Origin of the sequence: Umezawaea beigongshangensis (assembly GCF_016464305.1) — a bacterium.
Classification (GTDB): Bacteria; Actinomycetota; Actinomycetes; order Mycobacteriales; family Pseudonocardiaceae; genus Umezawaea_A; species Umezawaea_A beigongshangensis.
Genome location: NZ_JAEIOJ010000006.1, coordinates 265,204 through 281,302 on the forward strand (window position 1 = coordinate 265,204; position 16,099 = coordinate 281,302).

Annotated in this window: 15 protein-coding genes; 4 read left to right on the plus strand and 11 right to left on the minus strand. The window is 73.6% G+C overall.

Annotation, left to right across the window (positions count from 1 at the left end; translation table 11 throughout):
* Positions 1-30 precede the first annotated feature (30 nt).
* From IMZ35_RS17305 to IMZ35_RS17340, 9 genes are all read right to left on the minus strand, one after another.
* A complete protein-coding gene (locus tag IMZ35_RS17305) occupies positions 31-1,140 on the minus strand; it encodes a cytochrome P450 family protein (protein WP_307868270.1) in 1,110 nt (369 codons plus the stop codon).
* The gene (locus IMZ35_RS30725; protein ID WP_307868271.1) at positions 1,122-2,501 is read right to left on the minus strand and encodes a cytochrome P450; all 1,380 of its coding nucleotides are present in this window, start codon (positions 2,499-2,501) and stop codon (positions 1,122-1,124) included. Before IMZ35_RS30725 ends, IMZ35_RS17305 begins: the two co-directional genes overlap by 19 nt.
* Positions 2,498-3,103, minus strand: coding sequence for a GTP-binding protein (locus IMZ35_RS17310; RefSeq protein ID WP_199442132.1), 606 nt, complete (start codon positions 3,101-3,103; stop codon positions 2,498-2,500). The genes IMZ35_RS30725 and IMZ35_RS17310 overlap by 4 nt, the downstream gene beginning before the upstream one ends.
* Complete coding sequence (locus tag IMZ35_RS17315; protein WP_199442133.1) at positions 3,081-3,461, minus strand: DUF742 domain-containing protein; 381 nt, start codon at positions 3,459-3,461, stop codon at positions 3,081-3,083. The genes IMZ35_RS17310 and IMZ35_RS17315 overlap by 23 nt, the downstream gene beginning before the upstream one ends.
* A complete protein-coding gene (locus IMZ35_RS17320; protein ID WP_307868272.1) occupies positions 3,458-3,859 on the minus strand; it encodes a roadblock/LC7 domain-containing protein in 402 nt (133 codons plus the stop codon). The genes IMZ35_RS17315 and IMZ35_RS17320 overlap by 4 nt, the downstream gene beginning before the upstream one ends.
* An 8-nt stretch (positions 3,860-3,867) precedes the next feature.
* Positions 3,868-5,151 (minus strand): ATP-binding protein, encoded by a 1,284-nt coding sequence (locus tag IMZ35_RS17325; RefSeq protein WP_199442134.1) that lies wholly within the window; start codon positions 5,149-5,151, stop codon positions 3,868-3,870.
* Positions 5,152-5,662: 511 nt separating this feature from the next.
* Complete coding sequence (locus IMZ35_RS17330) at positions 5,663-7,357, minus strand: long-chain-fatty-acid--CoA ligase (protein ID WP_199442135.1); 1,695 nt, start codon at positions 7,355-7,357, stop codon at positions 5,663-5,665.
* 142 nt (positions 7,358-7,499) lie between these two features.
* On the minus strand, positions 7,500-8,108 hold the full coding sequence (locus tag IMZ35_RS17335; protein WP_199442136.1) for a DUF305 domain-containing protein: 609 nt from the start codon (positions 8,106-8,108) through the stop codon (positions 7,500-7,502).
* Positions 8,109-8,191: 83 nt separating this feature from the next.
* Positions 8,192-8,962 (minus strand): lytic polysaccharide monooxygenase, encoded by a 771-nt coding sequence (locus IMZ35_RS17340; protein ID WP_199442137.1) that lies wholly within the window; start codon positions 8,960-8,962, stop codon positions 8,192-8,194.
* A 361-nt stretch (positions 8,963-9,323) separates the two neighbouring features.
* On the opposite strand from IMZ35_RS17340, the gene IMZ35_RS17345 reads away from it, so the two are divergent.
* On the plus strand, positions 9,324-10,265 hold the full coding sequence (locus tag IMZ35_RS17345; RefSeq protein WP_199442138.1) for an antibiotic biosynthesis monooxygenase: 942 nt from the start codon (positions 9,324-9,326) through the stop codon (positions 10,263-10,265).
* Between the two features lie 25 nt (positions 10,266-10,290).
* Here the strand turns inward: IMZ35_RS17345 and IMZ35_RS17350 are convergent, their stop codons facing one another.
* Both IMZ35_RS17350 and IMZ35_RS17355 read right to left on the minus strand, forming a co-directional pair.
* Positions 10,291-10,788, minus strand: a complete 498-nt coding sequence (locus tag IMZ35_RS17350) for a MarR family winged helix-turn-helix transcriptional regulator (RefSeq protein ID WP_199442139.1) — start codon at positions 10,786-10,788, stop codon at positions 10,291-10,293.
* Positions 10,757-11,872 (minus strand): LLM class flavin-dependent oxidoreductase, encoded by a 1,116-nt coding sequence (locus tag IMZ35_RS17355; RefSeq protein ID WP_199442140.1) that lies wholly within the window; start codon positions 11,870-11,872, stop codon positions 10,757-10,759. The genes IMZ35_RS17350 and IMZ35_RS17355 overlap by 32 nt, the downstream gene beginning before the upstream one ends.
* A 249-nt stretch (positions 11,873-12,121) precedes the next feature.
* On the opposite strand from IMZ35_RS17355, the gene IMZ35_RS17360 reads away from it, so the two are divergent.
* From IMZ35_RS17360 to IMZ35_RS17370, 3 genes are all read left to right on the plus strand, one after another.
* Positions 12,122-14,221 carry a sigma-70 family RNA polymerase sigma factor gene (locus IMZ35_RS17360; RefSeq protein ID WP_199442141.1) on the plus strand — a complete coding sequence of 700 codons (2,100 nt, stop codon included), beginning with the start codon at positions 12,122-12,124 and terminating at the stop codon, positions 14,219-14,221.
* Positions 14,222-14,329: 108 nt separating this feature from the next.
* The gene (locus tag IMZ35_RS17365) at positions 14,330-14,728 is read left to right on the plus strand and encodes a histone-like nucleoid-structuring protein Lsr2 (RefSeq protein WP_199442142.1); all 399 of its coding nucleotides are present in this window, start codon (positions 14,330-14,332) and stop codon (positions 14,726-14,728) included.
* Between the two features lie 84 nt (positions 14,729-14,812).
* Complete coding sequence (locus tag IMZ35_RS17370; RefSeq protein ID WP_199442143.1) at positions 14,813-16,048, plus strand: glycosyltransferase; 1,236 nt, start codon at positions 14,813-14,815, stop codon at positions 16,046-16,048.
* Positions 16,049-16,099: the final 51 nt, after the last annotated feature.

Below are 16,099 nucleotides of genomic sequence, written 5' to 3' on the forward strand. Positions count from 1 at the left end.
CACCTGGGCGAACGCCCGGACGGAGGGCGGTCAGCCGTGCAGTGCGACCGGCAGTTCCCGGTGACCGTTCGAGATGAACGACGCCAGCGGCGTCAGCTCCTCCGCCGGAACGGCGAGCGCCAGCTCCGGGAAGCGCGCGAACAGCGCGGGCAGGGCGATCCGCGCCTCCAGCCGCGCCAGCGGCGCACCGACGCAGCGGTGCGCGCCGTGGCCGAAGGCGAGGTGCTCCTTGTCCGCGCGGGTGACGTCGAAGCGGTCGGCGGTCTCCCCGTGCAGCGCGGGATCGCGCCCGGCCGCCGCGTACCCGACGAGGATCGCCTCGCCCCGCCGAACCGTCGTGCCGTCCAGGTCGAGGTCCTCCACCGCGTAGCGCAGCGGCAGGTTCGCCACCGGCGCCTGCCAGCGCAGCGTCTCCTCGACCACGTCCTCCCACGAGCGTTCGCCGGACAGCACCAGCGCCTTCTGCTCCGGGTGGGTCAGCAGCGCCGTCACGGCCTGGTCGATCAGGTTCACCGTCGTCTCGTGCCCGGCGCTGACCATCAGCACCAGCGTGTCCACCAGCTCCTGCTCGCTCAGCCGCGCCCCGCCCTCGTCGCGGGCCGCCACGAGACCGCTGGTGAGGTCGTCGCCCGGTGCCTCGCGCTTCGCCGCGACCAGGGAGCCGAAGAGCTCGTACAGCTCCGCCTGGTTCGCCTGCGCCTCCTCCGGCGTCAGCGTCGTGTCGAACACCGCGTCGACCACGCGACGCAGACCGGCGCGCGCGTGCTCGGGTATGCCGAACAACCGCGTCACCACCTCGACCGGCAGCGGATGGGCGAACCGCCCGCGCAGGTCCACCACCCGCTGGCCGGCCGACGCCAGCGAGTCCAGCAACCCCGCGGTGATCTCCTCCACCACGGGACGCAGCGCCGCGGTGCGCCGCGCGGTGAACGCCGTCGCCAGCGGTGCGCGCAACCTGCGGTGCTCCTGGCCGTACGCGGTGAACATGTTCCGCACGGACACCCAGAGGTGCAGCGGCCAGTCCGCCGGCACGGTGCCGTCGGAGTAGGCGGGCCAGTGCCGGCGCGGGTCCTTGGACACGCGGGGATCGGTGAGCAGCCGCCTCAGCAGGGCGGGATCGCTCACTGACCGTGCCACCACCTGACCAGGGAGTTCCACCAGCGGTGCCGGCCCCTCGCGGCGGAGCCGGGCACCCTCCGCGTGGAGGTCCCGGCCAGTCGGGTCGAGGCGGACGGGGCACGTCGGTCGTTCCATCGGCGGTCTCCGCTCGGATCGTGCTGGAAGAAGGCGGCGGACGGCTTCGGGAAGCGCACGGGAAGGGCGGTCAGCGCCCGGTGGAACGGCCCCGGTCGCCAGGTGAGCTGATCGGCCGGGACGGCGAGCTGAAGACCGGGCAACCGGTCGAGCACGGTCTCGATCGCGACCGAGCCGATGAGCCGGGCGATCTGCTGGGCGGGGCAGGCGTGCGGCCCGGCGCTCCACGCCAGGTGGGCCCTGTTCCCGGCGCGGTGCTCCGACCGCAGCGTGGGGTCCGTGTTCGCCGCGGCGTAGCCGATGACGACCGGCTGGTCGGCGGGCAGGGTCGTGCCGAACAGGTCCACGTCGCGCACGGGGTAGCTGATGCCGTAGTTCGGCATCGGCGGGTCGGTCCACAGGATGGCGTCCAGCGCGTCGTCCACGGGCATGCTGCCGCCGGAGAGGTCACCCGCGAAGCTGTCGTCGGACAGCAGCAGGAGCAGCCCGTTCGCGATGAGGTTCTGCTGCGGTTCCTGCCCCGCGCCCATGAGCAGCACCAGCTGGTGCACCAGCTCCTCGTCGGTGAGCCGGGCGGGGTGCTCCATGAGCCACGACAGCACGTCGGTGCGCGGACGGGCGCGCTTGAGCGCGATGAGCTGGTTCAGGCAGCCCAGCAGCTTCGCGTCGGCCTGCTCGGCGTTCACGCCGTCGAAGATGTCCCGCACGTGCCCGGCGAGCTGCTCGCCCAGGGACGGCGGACAGCCGAACAGGTGCGTGAACACCCGCAGCGGCAACGGTTCGGCGTAGTCGTGCAGCAGGTCGGCCCTGCCCGTCGACGCGAAGTCGGAGATCAGCTCGACGGCGCAGCGGGCGATGTGCCCGCGCAGGGCCGTCAGGTCCACCCGCTCCAGGCTGCCGGTGACCGCGCCGCGCAACCGGGCGTGCGCGGCCCCGTCGGCGTACTGGCAGTTCGGCCGGTAGGACGTCATCGGCAGGATCGGGCTGTCCGGCGGCACGGTCGTCTGCCAGCGGCGCGGGTCCTTCGGGAACGTCGCCGGGTTGCGCAGCACCTCCAGCGCCGCCTGGTAGCCCACGATCAGCGTGGCCGGGACGCCGGGGGCCAGCTCCACCGGCGCGGCGTGCCCGTGCGCGCGCAGCGCGTCGTAGGTCGCGGCCGGGTCGGCGGCGAACGCCTCGCCGTAGAGGCGGGTGCGGGAGGGGCGACCGGGGGGTGGGACGAGCGAGTCGGGGGTCGACTGGGTCACACGTGCTCCCGCGGTTGGTGGTGGAGGAGGTGGTCGACGAGCGCGATCACGGCGTGCGCCGAGGAGGCCCGGTCCCGCGCGTCGCAGGCGACGAGCGGTGTCTCGGGCAGCAGGTCGAGCGCGTGGCGCAGCTCCTGGCCGGAGTACCGCGGGGAGTTGTCGAAGCGGTTGATCGCCACGGCGTAGGGCAGACCCATCGCCTCCAGGCGCTCCACGACGCTGAAGGAGTCGGCCAGCCTCCTGGTGTCGGCGAGCACGAGCGCGCCCAGCGAGCCCCTGGCGATGCCGTCCCACAGGTGGGTGAAGCGGTCCTGGCCCGGCGTGCCGAACAGGTAGAGCACCAGGCTGTCGCTGAGCGTGCGGCGGCCGAAGTCGATCGCCACGGTGGTGGTGGTCTTGCCGGCCACCCAGGTGAGGTCGTCGACGAGCGCTCCCGCCCGGGTCATGACCTCCTCGGTCTGCAGCGGCTCGATCTCGGACAGGGTCCGCACGAACGTCGTCTTGCCCACGGCGAAGTGGCCGGTGATGAGGATCTTGGCCGCTCGTGCGACGGTGGGCCGCAGGTAGGTGGCGGTGGTGTCAGAGGAGAGCGCGGAGCCCATCGAGCACGTCCTTCAGGAGCTGTTCACCGGGGATGCCCGCCGGCGCCGCGGGCGCCGTGGCGGTGATGTGGCCGCTGTCGACGAGGTCGGCCAGCAGCACCTTGGTCACGCTGGTCGGGAGTCGCAGGTTGGCGGCGACCTCGGCGACGGACAGCCAGCCGCCGAGGCACACCCGCATCAGGCGGCACTGCTCGGGACCGAGGTCCGTGAGGTCCTCGCGGGCGGCGGTGATCAGCGTGATGTGGTCGAGGGTGTTGCGGCTGGGGGTGCCGCGCCCGCCGGTCACCACGTGCGGGCGCACCAGCGCCCTGCCGGTGTTCCAGTCGGTCCGCGTCCCGTCGGCCGGTGCCGGGTTCACGGGCCCACGTCCTGGCGCGGCGGACTGGTCAGCTCCTGGCCCACGCGCTGCACGAGCTTCTGCAGGCGGTACGTCAGGTCACCGAGGTTCACCTCCGGCTTGGCGGTGACGGCGAGCAGCGCGCCCGGCCCCGCGGCGATCAGCAGGCGGTACCCGGCGTCGTACTCGTCGATGCTCTGCCGCCAGATGCGCTGTCCCTGGTCGGTGAAGCCGCTGTTGCGCCGGGCCAGCGCGGCCGAGGCGGAGAGCCCGGCCGCGAGCGGTTCGGCGTTGTCGCGGTGCAGGCCCGAGGTGTGGGCGATCAGCAGGCCGTCCGCGGAGAAGAGGATCGCGTCCCGCGCGTGCGGCACGTCCTGAACCGCCTGGTCGAGCATCCAGCCCAGTCTGTTGTCGCTCACGACGGGCATCATGGTGAGGTCCTCTCGTCGTGCGGATCGATCACGCGCCCGGCGACGCTGGCCTGCTGCCACGCGCCGATCCCGGACGCCGTCTGCTCTGGCGAGCGCGGTGGCGCCGCCTGGAGTTCCGCCGGTCGTGATCGTGGCGCGACGCCCACGCCCGCCTGGACCGGGCGCTGACGGCGGCGCACGGGGAGGCCGTTGAGCGTGGTGGGCCGCAGCGCGGGGTCCTCCACCGGCGGGGCGGCCACCGGGGTGGCCCTGGGTTGCGCGCGCAGCGGTTCTGGGCGTTCCACCCTGGTCAGCAGCTCGTTGGGCAGGAACACCACCGCGCGCACACCGCCGTAGGGCGAGGTCGTGTCGACGGAGACCCGGAACCCGTACTTGGCCACGAGCACGCCGCACACCGCGAAGCCCGTCTGCGGCGGGTTGCCCAGGCGGCGCACGTCCACCGGCTCGGTGCCCGACAGCAGGCGGTGCGCCTTCGCGATCAGCTCGGAGTTCATGCCCACGCCCGCGTCGTCGATGACGATCGACACGCCGTTGTGCCCGCCCTGCACGTCGACCCGCACGGTCGTCCCGGACTGGGACGAGCGGGCCGCGTTGTCCAGCAGCTCGGCCACGGCGAGCACCACCGGTTCCACGGCGGTGTCGACGACGGCGAGGTCCACCCGCGAGCGGACCTCGACCCGCAGGTAGTCGCGGATGCGCGACACAGCGCCGCGCACCACGTCGACCAGTTCCGCCGCCGTGCGCTGGGTGCCGGGCCACGCGCCGCACAGCACGGCGACGGCCTGCACGCGGCGGCCGAGCTGGGAGTTCGCGTGGTCGATGCGCAGCAGTCCCTCCAGCACCAGGGGGTCGTCGTGCTGCTCCTGCATGGCCGAGATCGCGATCTGCTGCTCGGCGGCGAGGCTCTGCACGGCGCGCGCCATCGACTGCAACGAGGTCTTGACCCACTCGTCGGCGCGGCCGACCGCCTTGGCCTCCGAGTCGGCCACCAGGTCGAGCACGACCTGGAGGTCCTGGGCGAACGTGGTGTCCTGCAGGCGCGGGTGCAGCAGGCCGGGGACGTCGACGCCGATGCCGTTGACCGAGTCGACCATGGCGCGCAGGCGGACCGAGGCGAGGTGCGCCACCTCCTCCTCGCGGATGCGCAGCGCCTGCTCGACCTCGGCGTTGCGCGCGCGCAGCCGGGTGGTGACGTGCCGTTGTCGCGCCAGCAGGACGGCGCCGACGGCCCCACAGGCCAGCAGGCACCAGAACAGCGGCACCAGGAGAGACTGATCCATCAGATCCTCGTGGTCGGAAAGCGGGCAGGAGCGGATCGTCCGGCCCGTGCGGAACTCGCTCGCGGCCGTGGTGGCGCGGTGCGCTCCGCCAGCGGTGCGAGCGTCGTCGGTTCGTTCGCGAGATGCCGAATCGACGTGCTCCGGTGCGGGAGAACAGCGGGACTTCTCTTCCTGAGCGCCGCAGAGTATTGCAGTGCGTTCGGCCCACGCTAGTGCGGGTGCGGCCGAACGGGTCCGTCTCACCGGACGCGGGACGACCGAAAAAACCGCTCTCCAGGCAGCTCAGCAGCGCGTTGTGCCGGCCACGGGGTAAGACGCGGTAATCGTTCGCGTGAAACGATGACCCGATCGGAGCAATCGGGTTGCGCAAGCGCTGGAATTCACTCTTGGTCTGCAAATGCCGATCGAGTCGTCACGATCGGGAGTGTCTTCACTCGAAAAGAGCAGTTGATCGGGGAGATTCCATTCCGTTTGGAGCGGAATCTCCCCGATCTGCGCACGAAAGTGCGGATTACACCGCTCCAGAGGCTGAATCGCGCTCCATCAGGGTTTGCCGGACCTCGCGCCGCAGCACCTTGCCGATCTGCGAGCGCGGCAGGTCGTCCACGGCCAGCACCCGGCGGGGGACCTTGTAGGCCGCCAGGTGCTCCCGGCACACCGCCCTGACCGCGTCCTCGTCCAGTTCGGCCCCCTCGGCCAGCACGACCGCGCCGACGACCTCCTCGGCGCCGTCCCGGCCCGGCAGGGCCACCACGGCGGCGTCGGCGACTCCGGGAGCGAGGCGCAGCGCGTCCTCCACCTCCGACGGGTACACGTTGAAGCCGCCGGTGATGATCAGCTCCTTGATGCGGTCCACCACCGAGACGAACCCGTCGTCGTCGACCTCCACGACGTCGCCGGTCCGCAGCCACCCGCCGGGCAGCAGCACCGCCGCGGTCTCCTCGGGCCGGTTCCAGTAGCCGCTGAACACCTGCGGGCCGCGCACCAGCAGTTCGCCGCGCTGTCCCGGCGGCACGTCCCGCGACGGGTCGTCGGGGTCGGTCACCCGCACGTGCGTCGAGGGGAAGGGCACGCCGATCGTGCCCGGCCTGCGCGTCGGGGCCACCGGGTTGCCCAGCGTGATCGGAGAGGTCTCGGTCGCGCCGTAGCCCTCGACGAGCAGTCCGCCGCTCACCGACTCCCACAGCTGGACCACCGCCGGCGGCAGCGGCATCGCGCCGGAGATGCCGAACCGGATGGACGTCAGGTCGGCTCCGCGCTCGCGCGCCGCCGCGGCCAGGCGCTGGTAGATCGGGGGCACCGCGGGCAGGAACGTCGCCGGACGCCGCTTCTGCGCGGCGAGCACCTGGTCGACGTCGAAGCGCGGGAACAGCACGAGCGTCGCGCCGATGCTCACCGCGAAGGTCAGGCACAGCGTCAGTCCGTAGGCGTGGAACAGCGGCAGGACGCCGAAGATCACCTCCTCGCCGTCGCGCAGCCCCGGCACCCACGCGCGGCCCTGGGTGGCGTTGGCCAGCAGGTTGCGGTGGGTCAGGATCGCGCCCCTGGGGGTGCCGGTCGTGCCCCCGGTGTACTGGAGCAGGGCGACGTCGCCACCGGAGGGGCCGGGCAGGGAGTCCTCGACCGGCGACGCCGAGCGCAGCAGGTCGTCCCAGGACCGCGCTCCGGGCGCCGGGCGGGTCATCGCGTCGCGGGTCCGCCGCACGGCGGGCAGCGGCACGCGCAGCGCCCACCGCTTCAGCCGGGGCAGCGCGGCGGTCAGGTCGACCGCGACGACCGTCTCCACGTCGCGACCCACCTCGCGCGCCAGCGGGGCGACCCGGTCCCAGGCGATCACGACCCGCGCGCCGTGGTCGGTGAGCTGGTTCTCCAGCTCGCGCGCCGTGTAGAGCGGGTTGTGCTCGACCACGACCGCGCCCAGCCGCAGCACCGCGTAGAAGGCCACGACGTGCTGGGGGCAGTTCGGCAGCACGAGCGCGACGCGGTCGCCGCGCCGCACGCCCAGGGCGCGCAGGCCGTTGGCGGCGCGCAGCACCTGCTCGCGCAGGTCGGTGAAGGTCGTGGTGGCGCCGTAGAAGTCGAGCGCGGTCCGCGGTCCGAAGCGTTCGGCCGCCGACTCCAGCAGGTCGACCAGCGAGCCCTCCGGCACCTCGACGTCAGCGGGGACGTCGTCGGCGTACTGGGCGAGCCACGGCCTGTCGTTCACGAGTGGGTCCTCCGCGGGAGAAGTCGGGCACGTCACCCGCACGGTCGCACGCCGCTCGTCCCGTCGCTGCTCCGGGGGGCGCAGACCGCCCCGCGAGGTGCGGCGCGGACGGTGCCGCGCCCGCGCCGCCCCCCGTGCGGGGTCATCCGCCGACGAGCGTCAGCATCTGCTTGATCTGCTCCTGGCGGGACTGGACCACCCTGGCGGCGAGGTCCTTGGTGGCGTCGTCGCTGCCCTGCTCGGTCTCCGTCTTCGCCATGTCGACGGCGTTGTGCTGGTGGCCGGTCAGCAGGCTCAGGAACTGCGTCTCGAACTCGGGGCCGGACCTGGTCGCGAGGTCGGTGATGAACGACGGGTCGGTGCTGTGGTCGCCGCCGTCGCCGCCGTGACCGGCGTGCGGGTCGGTGCCGGGAGCGGCGGTGAGGGGCTGCTTCCACTGCTCCAGCCACGACCTCATGCTCTGCACCTCGGCCGCCTGGGTGGCCTCGATGGCGCCGGCGAGTTCCTTCACCTCGGCGCGGGTGGCCTTCTCCTTCGCGAGCTTCGCCATCTCGATGCCCTGCTCGTGGTGCGGGATCATCATCTGGAGGAACGCCACGTCGGCGTCGTTGAACTCTCCGGCGGACTGCGCCGCCGCGGAGGTGGCGCCCGCGGGTGCGGGAGCCGGGCTCCCCGCGTCGACGGTGCCACCGCACCCGGCGAGCAGCAGGGCGGCGCCCGTGACGAGCGCGGCGAGCGGATAGCGCTTCATGATCTCAGAACTCCTGTGGCTGCGGGACCGGCCCGCGCTCCCGTGCGGGAGCGCGGGCCGGTGCACTCGGTCGGACTGCTCGGTCAGAGCTTCTGCCACAGGGCCGGCGTGGCGGCCGGCTCCCAGCCGGTGAGGGAGGTGTGCCCCTGGACGCACCGGTAGCTCGCGCCGTTGTAGGTCACGGTGCTGCCGGTCGCGTACGCCGTGTTGGGCGCCCAGCTGCCGCTCGCCGGCGGGTTGGTCGGGTTGGTCGTGGTCGTCGTGACGGGCGGCCTGGTGGTCGTCGTCGTGGCCGGCGGCCTGGTCGTCGTGGTGGGCGGGTTGGTCGCGCCACCCCCGACCTGGAGGTCGACGCAGGAGTAGAACGCCATCGGCGTGTCCGCGATGTTCCACACCGCGCGGACGGTCTGCCGTCCGGTGCGACCGCCCAGGGACACGGTGTGCTTCACCGTGGCGCCCGGCTGCCTGCCGCCGTCGTCGAACGACGCGATCTTGGTGTCGCCGACGAAGTACTCCCAGGTGCTGGTCGCGTGCCGCGCGGTCAGCACCCAGTTGAAGTCGACGGTGCTGCCGACGGACGTGGCCCTCCACCCCTTGTTCGCGTCGTCGAGGACGGCGAACTGGCCGATGTTGGCGCTGCAGTTCTTCAGGCCCTTGGGGCCCTCGACGCTCTGCGGCTCGTACTGGATCTGACCGCAGCCGCTGACCACGCCGGTCGCGCACTGCGCCTGCCGGCTGGCGGGCGAGGAGATGTAGCCGTGCGCGCTGGCGGGGCCGGCCGGCAGGACCACGAGGACGAGTGGTGCGATGCCGGCACCGACGGCCATGGCCGCGATGTTCCGCTTCAGGGTCATCTGTGCTCCTTCAGGATGGAACAGCCGTGCCCGGTGGGCGTGACCCACCGGGAGGACCGGAGGCCGCGGACGGAGGAGCGGCGCTCGGGACGCGCTGTCGCGCGCCTGCAGGGTCGAGAGCGCTCTTCCGGGGCGACGGCGCAGGTAGCCGTCTATCCATTGTGGACTCACCGCTGGGCGACCGGTCCAACACCCGCGTACGGGTGTGGTCTAGACCATAATGTCCAGGTTCACGACGGTCAAGGAAGCGGACCGGTGACGGGGTTTCCCCACCGGAGGTGAACCGCGCGGACCGGCCGTCCGTAACCCGTGATGCTGGACGTCACGTCGTCGACGATCAAACCACGGAGGTGTCAGGTCGGTGAATCCGGACGCACCCGTCGTGCTGACCACCACCCACCGCGTGACCGCGGGCAGGCTGGCCGACTTCTCGGTCTCGGCCAGGGGTCTGCTCAGCGCGGCGTCGCGCACCCCGGGCTGCCTGGGCGGCGGCCTGGTGGGCTCGCCCTCGGGTGAGAGGACCTGGCAGATCGTGTGCCGCTTCGACAGCGACGCCTCGGCCGACTCCTGGGAGAGGTCGGGCTCGTTCCTGCGCTGGAGCCGCTACGTGCAGCGCTTCGCGGACACCGGGGGCGTGCAGCGCACTCGCGGGGACACCTCGATCGGCCAGGCCACCCGGCCCGCGATGCGGCCCGTGGCGGTGGTGGCGGGGGAGCGGCGCGGCTGGCGGCCCGCGGCGGTGACGTTCCTCGCGGTCGTCCCGGCCGTGGCACTGGTCGACACCGCGAGCGGGCCCGTGCTGGCCGACCAGGCGCCGCTGGTGCGCGTGGCCGTGCTGTGCGTCGCAGCGGGAGGCTCGGCGGCACTGGTCTTCGCGCCCGCGCTGAGCAGGCTGCTCGGCTGGTGGGCGGCCGGCGACGCCCCCCGGCCGCCGGCGGGCGGGCGGCGACGGCTCGACGCGCGGCGCGACGGACGCCGCGGGACGCTCGACGAGGAACCGGGGAGGGCGACGGCCGCGGAACGGGACGACGTGCGCGCCGGGGTGTCCGGGCGCGAGACGCTGCGACGGGAGACCCCGCCGCGGCGGGAGACGCCGGGCTGGATCGACGACCGGCGCGGGGTGCCCCGCGAGGAGCGGGACGGGCGTCACGAGCAGCCGCTGCCGCCCGCGGGCGACCCCGCGCCGCCCACCGAACCGATCCCGGTCGTTCCCGCCCCGGTGCGTCCGGCCCAGCGGCGGCGCTACTTCCACACGTCGCCGCACCGCGTTCCCGCCGCGGCGGCCCGCCCGCCGGGGCGCTGATCCGCGGCGGGAACCCCTCCGCGGATCAGGAGTCGGGGATGTCCGCCTGGGCCAGGCGCAGCTTCTCGCACAGCGCCTGGAGGGCGCGCAGCTCGTCGTCGTCCAGCGCGGGGCCCACGTAGTGCCGGATGCTCTCGGCGTGCCGCCGCCCGATGCGGCGCTGCATCCGGGAACCGGCCTCGGTGAGCACCACGACGGTGCCGCGCCGGTCGGCCCGGTCGTGCTCGCGGGAGACGAGCCCCGACTCCTCCAGCCGCTCGACCATGCGGCTGAGCGACGGCTGGCTCAGCAGGATCTCCCGGTTGAGGTCGCGCAGCCGCGCCCGGCCGTCCGGGCAGCGGCTCAGCGTGAACAGCACGTCGTACTCGCGCATGGAGATCGGGTCCCACACGTCGTCACCCGCCAGGCGGCGCACCAGCGTCACCTGCGCCCGGAACAGCGCCTCCCAGGACTCGGCGGCGAGCCGGGTGCGGCTCGCCGCCGGGTCGGGCTCAGCCCGCGACGGGGGCGGTGTCCGCGTCATCACGGGAAGCGCTCTCGCGGGCGGCCTTGCGGACGGCGTGCGACGGCGGGTCGGACGGCACGTCGGCCGGACGGCGGGCGTCGAACTCGCGGCGCAGCTCGGGCGCGATCTCGCCGAGCAGGTCCAGCTGCTCCAGCACGGTCTTCAGCGGCAGACCGGCGTGGTCGACCAGGAAGAGCTGGCGCTGGTAGTCGCCGAAGAACTCCTGGAACGTCAGCGTCTTCTCGACCACCTCGGCCGGGCTGCCCACGGTCAGCGGCGTCTGCGCGGTGAAGTCCTCCAGCGACGGCCCGTGCCCGTAGACGGGGGCGTTGTCGAAGTAGGGGCGGAACTCGCGCACCGCGTCCTGGGAGTTGCGGCGCATGAACACCTGGCCGCCGAGCCCCACGATCGCCTGGTCGGCGCGACCGTGACCGTAGTGCTCGAACCGCTGCCGGTAGAGGTCGATCAACCTGATGTAGTGCTCCTTGGGCCAGAAGATGTTGTTGGCGAAGAAGCCGTCGGCGAAGTAGGCGGCGATCTCGGCGATCTCCGGACTGCGGATGGAGCCGTGCCAGACGAACGGGGGCACGTCGTCCAGCGGGCGCGGCGTCGAGGTGAAGCCGTGCAGCGGGGTGCGGAACTTGCCCTCCCAGTCGACGACGTCCTCGTCCCACAGCCTGCGCAGCAGCTGGTAGTTCTCGACCGTCAGCGCCATGCCGTCGGCGATGTTCTTGCCGAACCACGGGTACACCGGCGCGGTGTTGCCGCGGCCGAGCATCAGGTCGACCCTGCCGTCGGCGAGGTGCTGGAGCATCGCGAAGTCCTCGGCGATCTTCACCGGGTCGTTCGTGGTGATCAGCGTGGTGGACGTGGACAGCACGAGCCGCTCGGTGCGCGCCGCGACGTGACCGAGCATCGTGGTGGGCGAGGAGGGCACGAACGGCCGGTTGTGGTGCTCGCCGGTCGCGAAGACGTCCAGGCCCACGGCCTCGGCGTGCTCGGCGATCGTCGTCATCGCCTTGATGCGCTCGTGCTCGGTGGGCGTGCGGCCGGTGGTGGGGTCCGGTGTGACGTCCCCGACCGTGAAGATGCCGATCTGCATGATCTCTCCCTGACACCGCGTCGACCCGAAGTCGATGCGTTTGCATGGACACCCGCTGCAACAGCGCACCCGTCCGGGGCATTCCCGGTGCTCGGGGACGAGGTGCACATCGTGCCCCGAACGTGTGAACGTGCAGATGCACGTGCCGATGCCTGATTTTCACCCGCTAGTGTGACCCGCTCTGCGGACCTCCTGTCCGCGGACCAACCGGGTGGGCCGCAGCGGCGGCCGGATCGTGCGAGGTGGCGGGTGCAGGGCGGTGACGCGGAGCTGATCGTGCTCGTGCGCGACGGCGAGACGGAGGCGTTCGCCCGCTTGTACGAGCGGCACGTCGGCGCGGCGCGCTCGCTCGCCCGGCAGCTCTCCCGATCGGCCGTGGAGGCCGACGACCTCGTGTCCGAGGCGTTCACGAAGGTGCTCGACAGGCTGCGGGCGGGTGAGGGGCCCGACGTCGCGTTCCGCGCCTACCTGCTCACCGCGGTGCGCAACACCGCCTACGACCGGACGCGCCGGGACAAGCGGCTGCACCTGACCGACGACGTGAGCACGGTCGGCGGTGTCGCGCCGGACGCGATCAGCGTGCCGTTCGCCGATCCCGCGCTGGCCGGGCTGGAGCGCTCGCTGGCCGCCAGGGCGTTCCAGAGCCTCCCGGAGCGGTGGCGGGCCGTGCTGTGGCACACCGAGATCGAGGGGCAGAGTCCCGCGCAGGTGGCGCCCCTGCTCGGGCTCACCCCCAACAGCGTCTCCGCCCTGGCCTACCGGGCCCGCGAGGGACTGCGGCAGGCCTACCTCCAGATGCACCTCGCGCGGACGGCGGAGCAGCAGTGCCGGGCCGTCGTGGACCGGCTCGGCGGCTGGGTGCGGGGAGGGCTGGCCAAGCGGGAGACCGCCCAGATCGAGGTGCACCTCGACGGGTGCGCGCACTGCCGGGGACTGGCGGCGGAACTCGCCGACGTCAACGGTTCGCTGCGCTCCGTCGTGGCGCCCCTGGTGCTCGGGCCCGCCGCGGCCGCGGGCTACCTGGCCACCGCCTCGGGCGGAGCGACCGGAACCGGCGGCGTCGTCGCCGCGGTGTCGCACGCCGTGGCCTCGCACAAGGCCCTGGCCGCCGCCGCGGCGTCGGCAGCGGTGTTCACCGCGAGCCTGGTCGTCGTGGTGGGCGGAGGGGGTGACGCCCCCGTCGCGCAGGTCCCCCCGGCGTCGGTGGTGAGCACCGCGACGGGAGCTCCTGCGCCGCCGGGCGGCCCCGCGGGCTCGGCCGGGCCCCTCTCCGGCACCCCCTCGTCGCCGGAGACGCCGTCCTCCGCGCCGTCCTCCGCGCCGTCCGCCCCGTCCGGGCAGCCGTCGGCGGGCACGGCTCCTGCTCCGGCCGAACCCGCCCGGCTCGTCCCCGTGGTGCCCAGCGCCTTCGCGCTGAGGCAGGGGGAGAAGCCGCAGGACATGGCGATCACCGTGCACAACACCGGTGGCACGACGGCGCCGCCCGCCACCGCGTCCCTCGCGCTCCCGCCGGGGGTGCGCACGGTCGGCGGTGGCGGGTCGTTCGCCGGCAGGCGCGTGCTCACCGATCCGGCCGACCAGGTGGTGACCTGCTCCGCGGGTGGCGGTGTCGTCGGGTGCTCGACGCCCCACGGCCTCCCACCCGGCGGATCGGCGACGTTCGTGTTCCGGCTGCACGTCACCGGCCAGGCCGGTCCGGGGGTGGCGACGGGCACCGTCGTGGCCGGGGACGAGACCGTGGACGTCGGGGTGCCCGTGGACGTGCGGATGCGGCCGTTCCGCGACGAGGTGGACCTCGGCACGACGGTGTGGCGCGGCGGGACGTGGGACCCGCGGGTCGACGTCGTGGTGGTCAACCGCAGCGGTGAGCGGGGCGAGGTCCTGCTGGAGGCCGAGGGCCGCGGCGGGGTCGCGCTGACCGGCGGCCCGGTGTCCGCGCGCGTCGTGCTCGGCCCCGGTGAGCGCTACCGCACGTCGCTGTGGACGTCCGGCGACGGCGGTGGTGTCCGGGTGCGGGCGTCCCTCGGCGACACCGAGCGCGTGAGCGACGTGGTCCTCGGCGAGCAGGTCCCGGCCGAGCCCGCTCCCCGGCCGGAGGAGACGTCCGCGGACGGGCCGCCCGACGCGGAGACCGGGTCCACCGCCCGGCCGACGACCGGGACGGCGCCCGCCCCGACGTCGTCCGCGGGTTCTCCGCCGGGGAACGGGACCCCGACCGCACCAGCGCCCACGCCCACCACGGCTCCGGTCACCACCGCGCCGGAGGAGAGGGGCAACTCGGGCAAGCCGGTGAAGACGTGCACCGGGCCGCCGCAGAACCGGCCACCGGAGTGCGACGCCGGGAAGTGAGGCCGAGCGCCTGTCGAGACGCCGCGCGAACCGCCGTGGCCGTCGCGTCGTTGTGGACCACGTGGCACCCACCGCCGCCGCGTTCCCGACCCGACGAGGACACCACGGATGGCACAGAGCCTTGTCGTCGAACTGGTCGACGACCTGCACGGCACCCGCACCGACGACGTCGCGACGGTCCACTTCGGACTGGACGGGGTCGGTTACGAGATCGACCTGACCAAGCACGGCCGCAACGCGCTGCGAAGGGCGCTCCAGGAGTACGTCGCCGCCGCCCGCCGGGTCCGCCGTCCTCGCCGGGACGCCTCCGCGCGCAGCAGGGAGGACGCGCGCGCCATCAGGAGGTGGGCACGCCACCGCGGACTGCCCCTCGCGGATCGCGGCCGCATCCCGAACGCGGTGATCCGCGCGTTCCACGACGCCACGACCGGTGAGAACGGAGACGTGCGCGAGCCGCGCGATCAGGAGCACGAGGAGAAGACACCCGTTTCCACCTTCAACTTATAGCGCACCCCCGGGCTTGCGGCAAGGCCCCGGTGGTGCCGCAGAATCGCCCGCCGTAGCCGAGGACCGCGACAGTGGGAGTGCCGAATGCGCGTGTTGTTGTCGACGTACGGATCGCGCGGGGACGTCGAGCCGCTCGTGGGACTCGCCGTGCGGTTGCGGGAACTCGGCGCGGAGGTGCGGGTGTGCGCGCCACCGGACGAGGACTTCGCGCGGCGGCTGGCCGGTGTCGGCGTGGCGGTGGTGCCGATCGGCCCGTCGGCACGCGCGCTGACGACCGCGTCACCGCCGCCGTCGCCGAAGAGCCTGCCCCAGCGGGCGGCAGAGGTGATCGCCGCCCAGTTCGACGCGATCCCCCCGGCGGCCGAGGGGTGCGACGCGCTGGTGGCGACCGGCATGATCCCCGCCGCGGCCGGTGCGCTGTCGGTGGCCGAGAAGCTGGGCGTCCGCTCGGTGTCCGTGACCTTCCAGCAGCTCACCCTGCCGTCGCCGCACCACTCGCCGCTGGCCTACCCCGGCCGGCCGTTCCCGCCGGAGGTGACCGACAACCGGGTGCTGTGGGACCTGGACGCGCAGAGCGTCGACACGCTGTTCGGCGAGGCGCTCAACACGAACCGGGCGTCGATCGGCCTGCCGCCGGTGGACGACGTCCGCGGCTACGTCCTCGGCGAGCGGCCGTGGCTGGCGACGGACCCGGTCCTGGACCCGTGGCGAGGGACGCCCGGTCTCGACGTCGTGCAGACCGGCGCGTGGTTCCTGCCCGACGAGCGCCCGCTCCCGGACGACCTGGAGGCGTTCCTGAACGCCGGTGCGCCACCGGTGTACGCGGGCTTCGGCAGCATGCCCGTGCGCACGGCCGAGGACCTGCCGCGAGTGGTCGTCGAAGCGGTCCGCGCGCAGGGCCGCCGCGTGCTCGTGTCCCGCGGCTGGGCCGACCTGGAGCTGATCGACGACGCCGAGGACTGCTTCGCCGTCGGCGAGGCGAACCACCAGGCGCTGTTCGGGCGGGTCGCCGCCGTCGTGCACCACGGCGGAGCGGGCACCACGACGACCGCCGCCCGCGCCGGAGCGCCCCAGGTGGTGGTGCCCCAGGCGGTGGACCAGCCGTACTGGGCCAGCCGGGTGGCCGAGCTGGGCATCGGTGTGGCGCACGACGGTCCGACGCCGACCACCGGCTCCCTGTCCGCCGCGCTCGGCGCGGTCCTGACGCCGGAGACCCGTGTGCGAGCTGGCGCGGTGGCCGAGCGGGTCCGCGCGGACGGGGCGAGGGCGGCCGCGGCGCTGCTGATCGACGCGATCGGCCGGGACGCAGCGTCCGCGTGAGGCGCCGGTGATCGGCGTTCGAGGACTTGACGTGTGGTGGACGATAAAAGA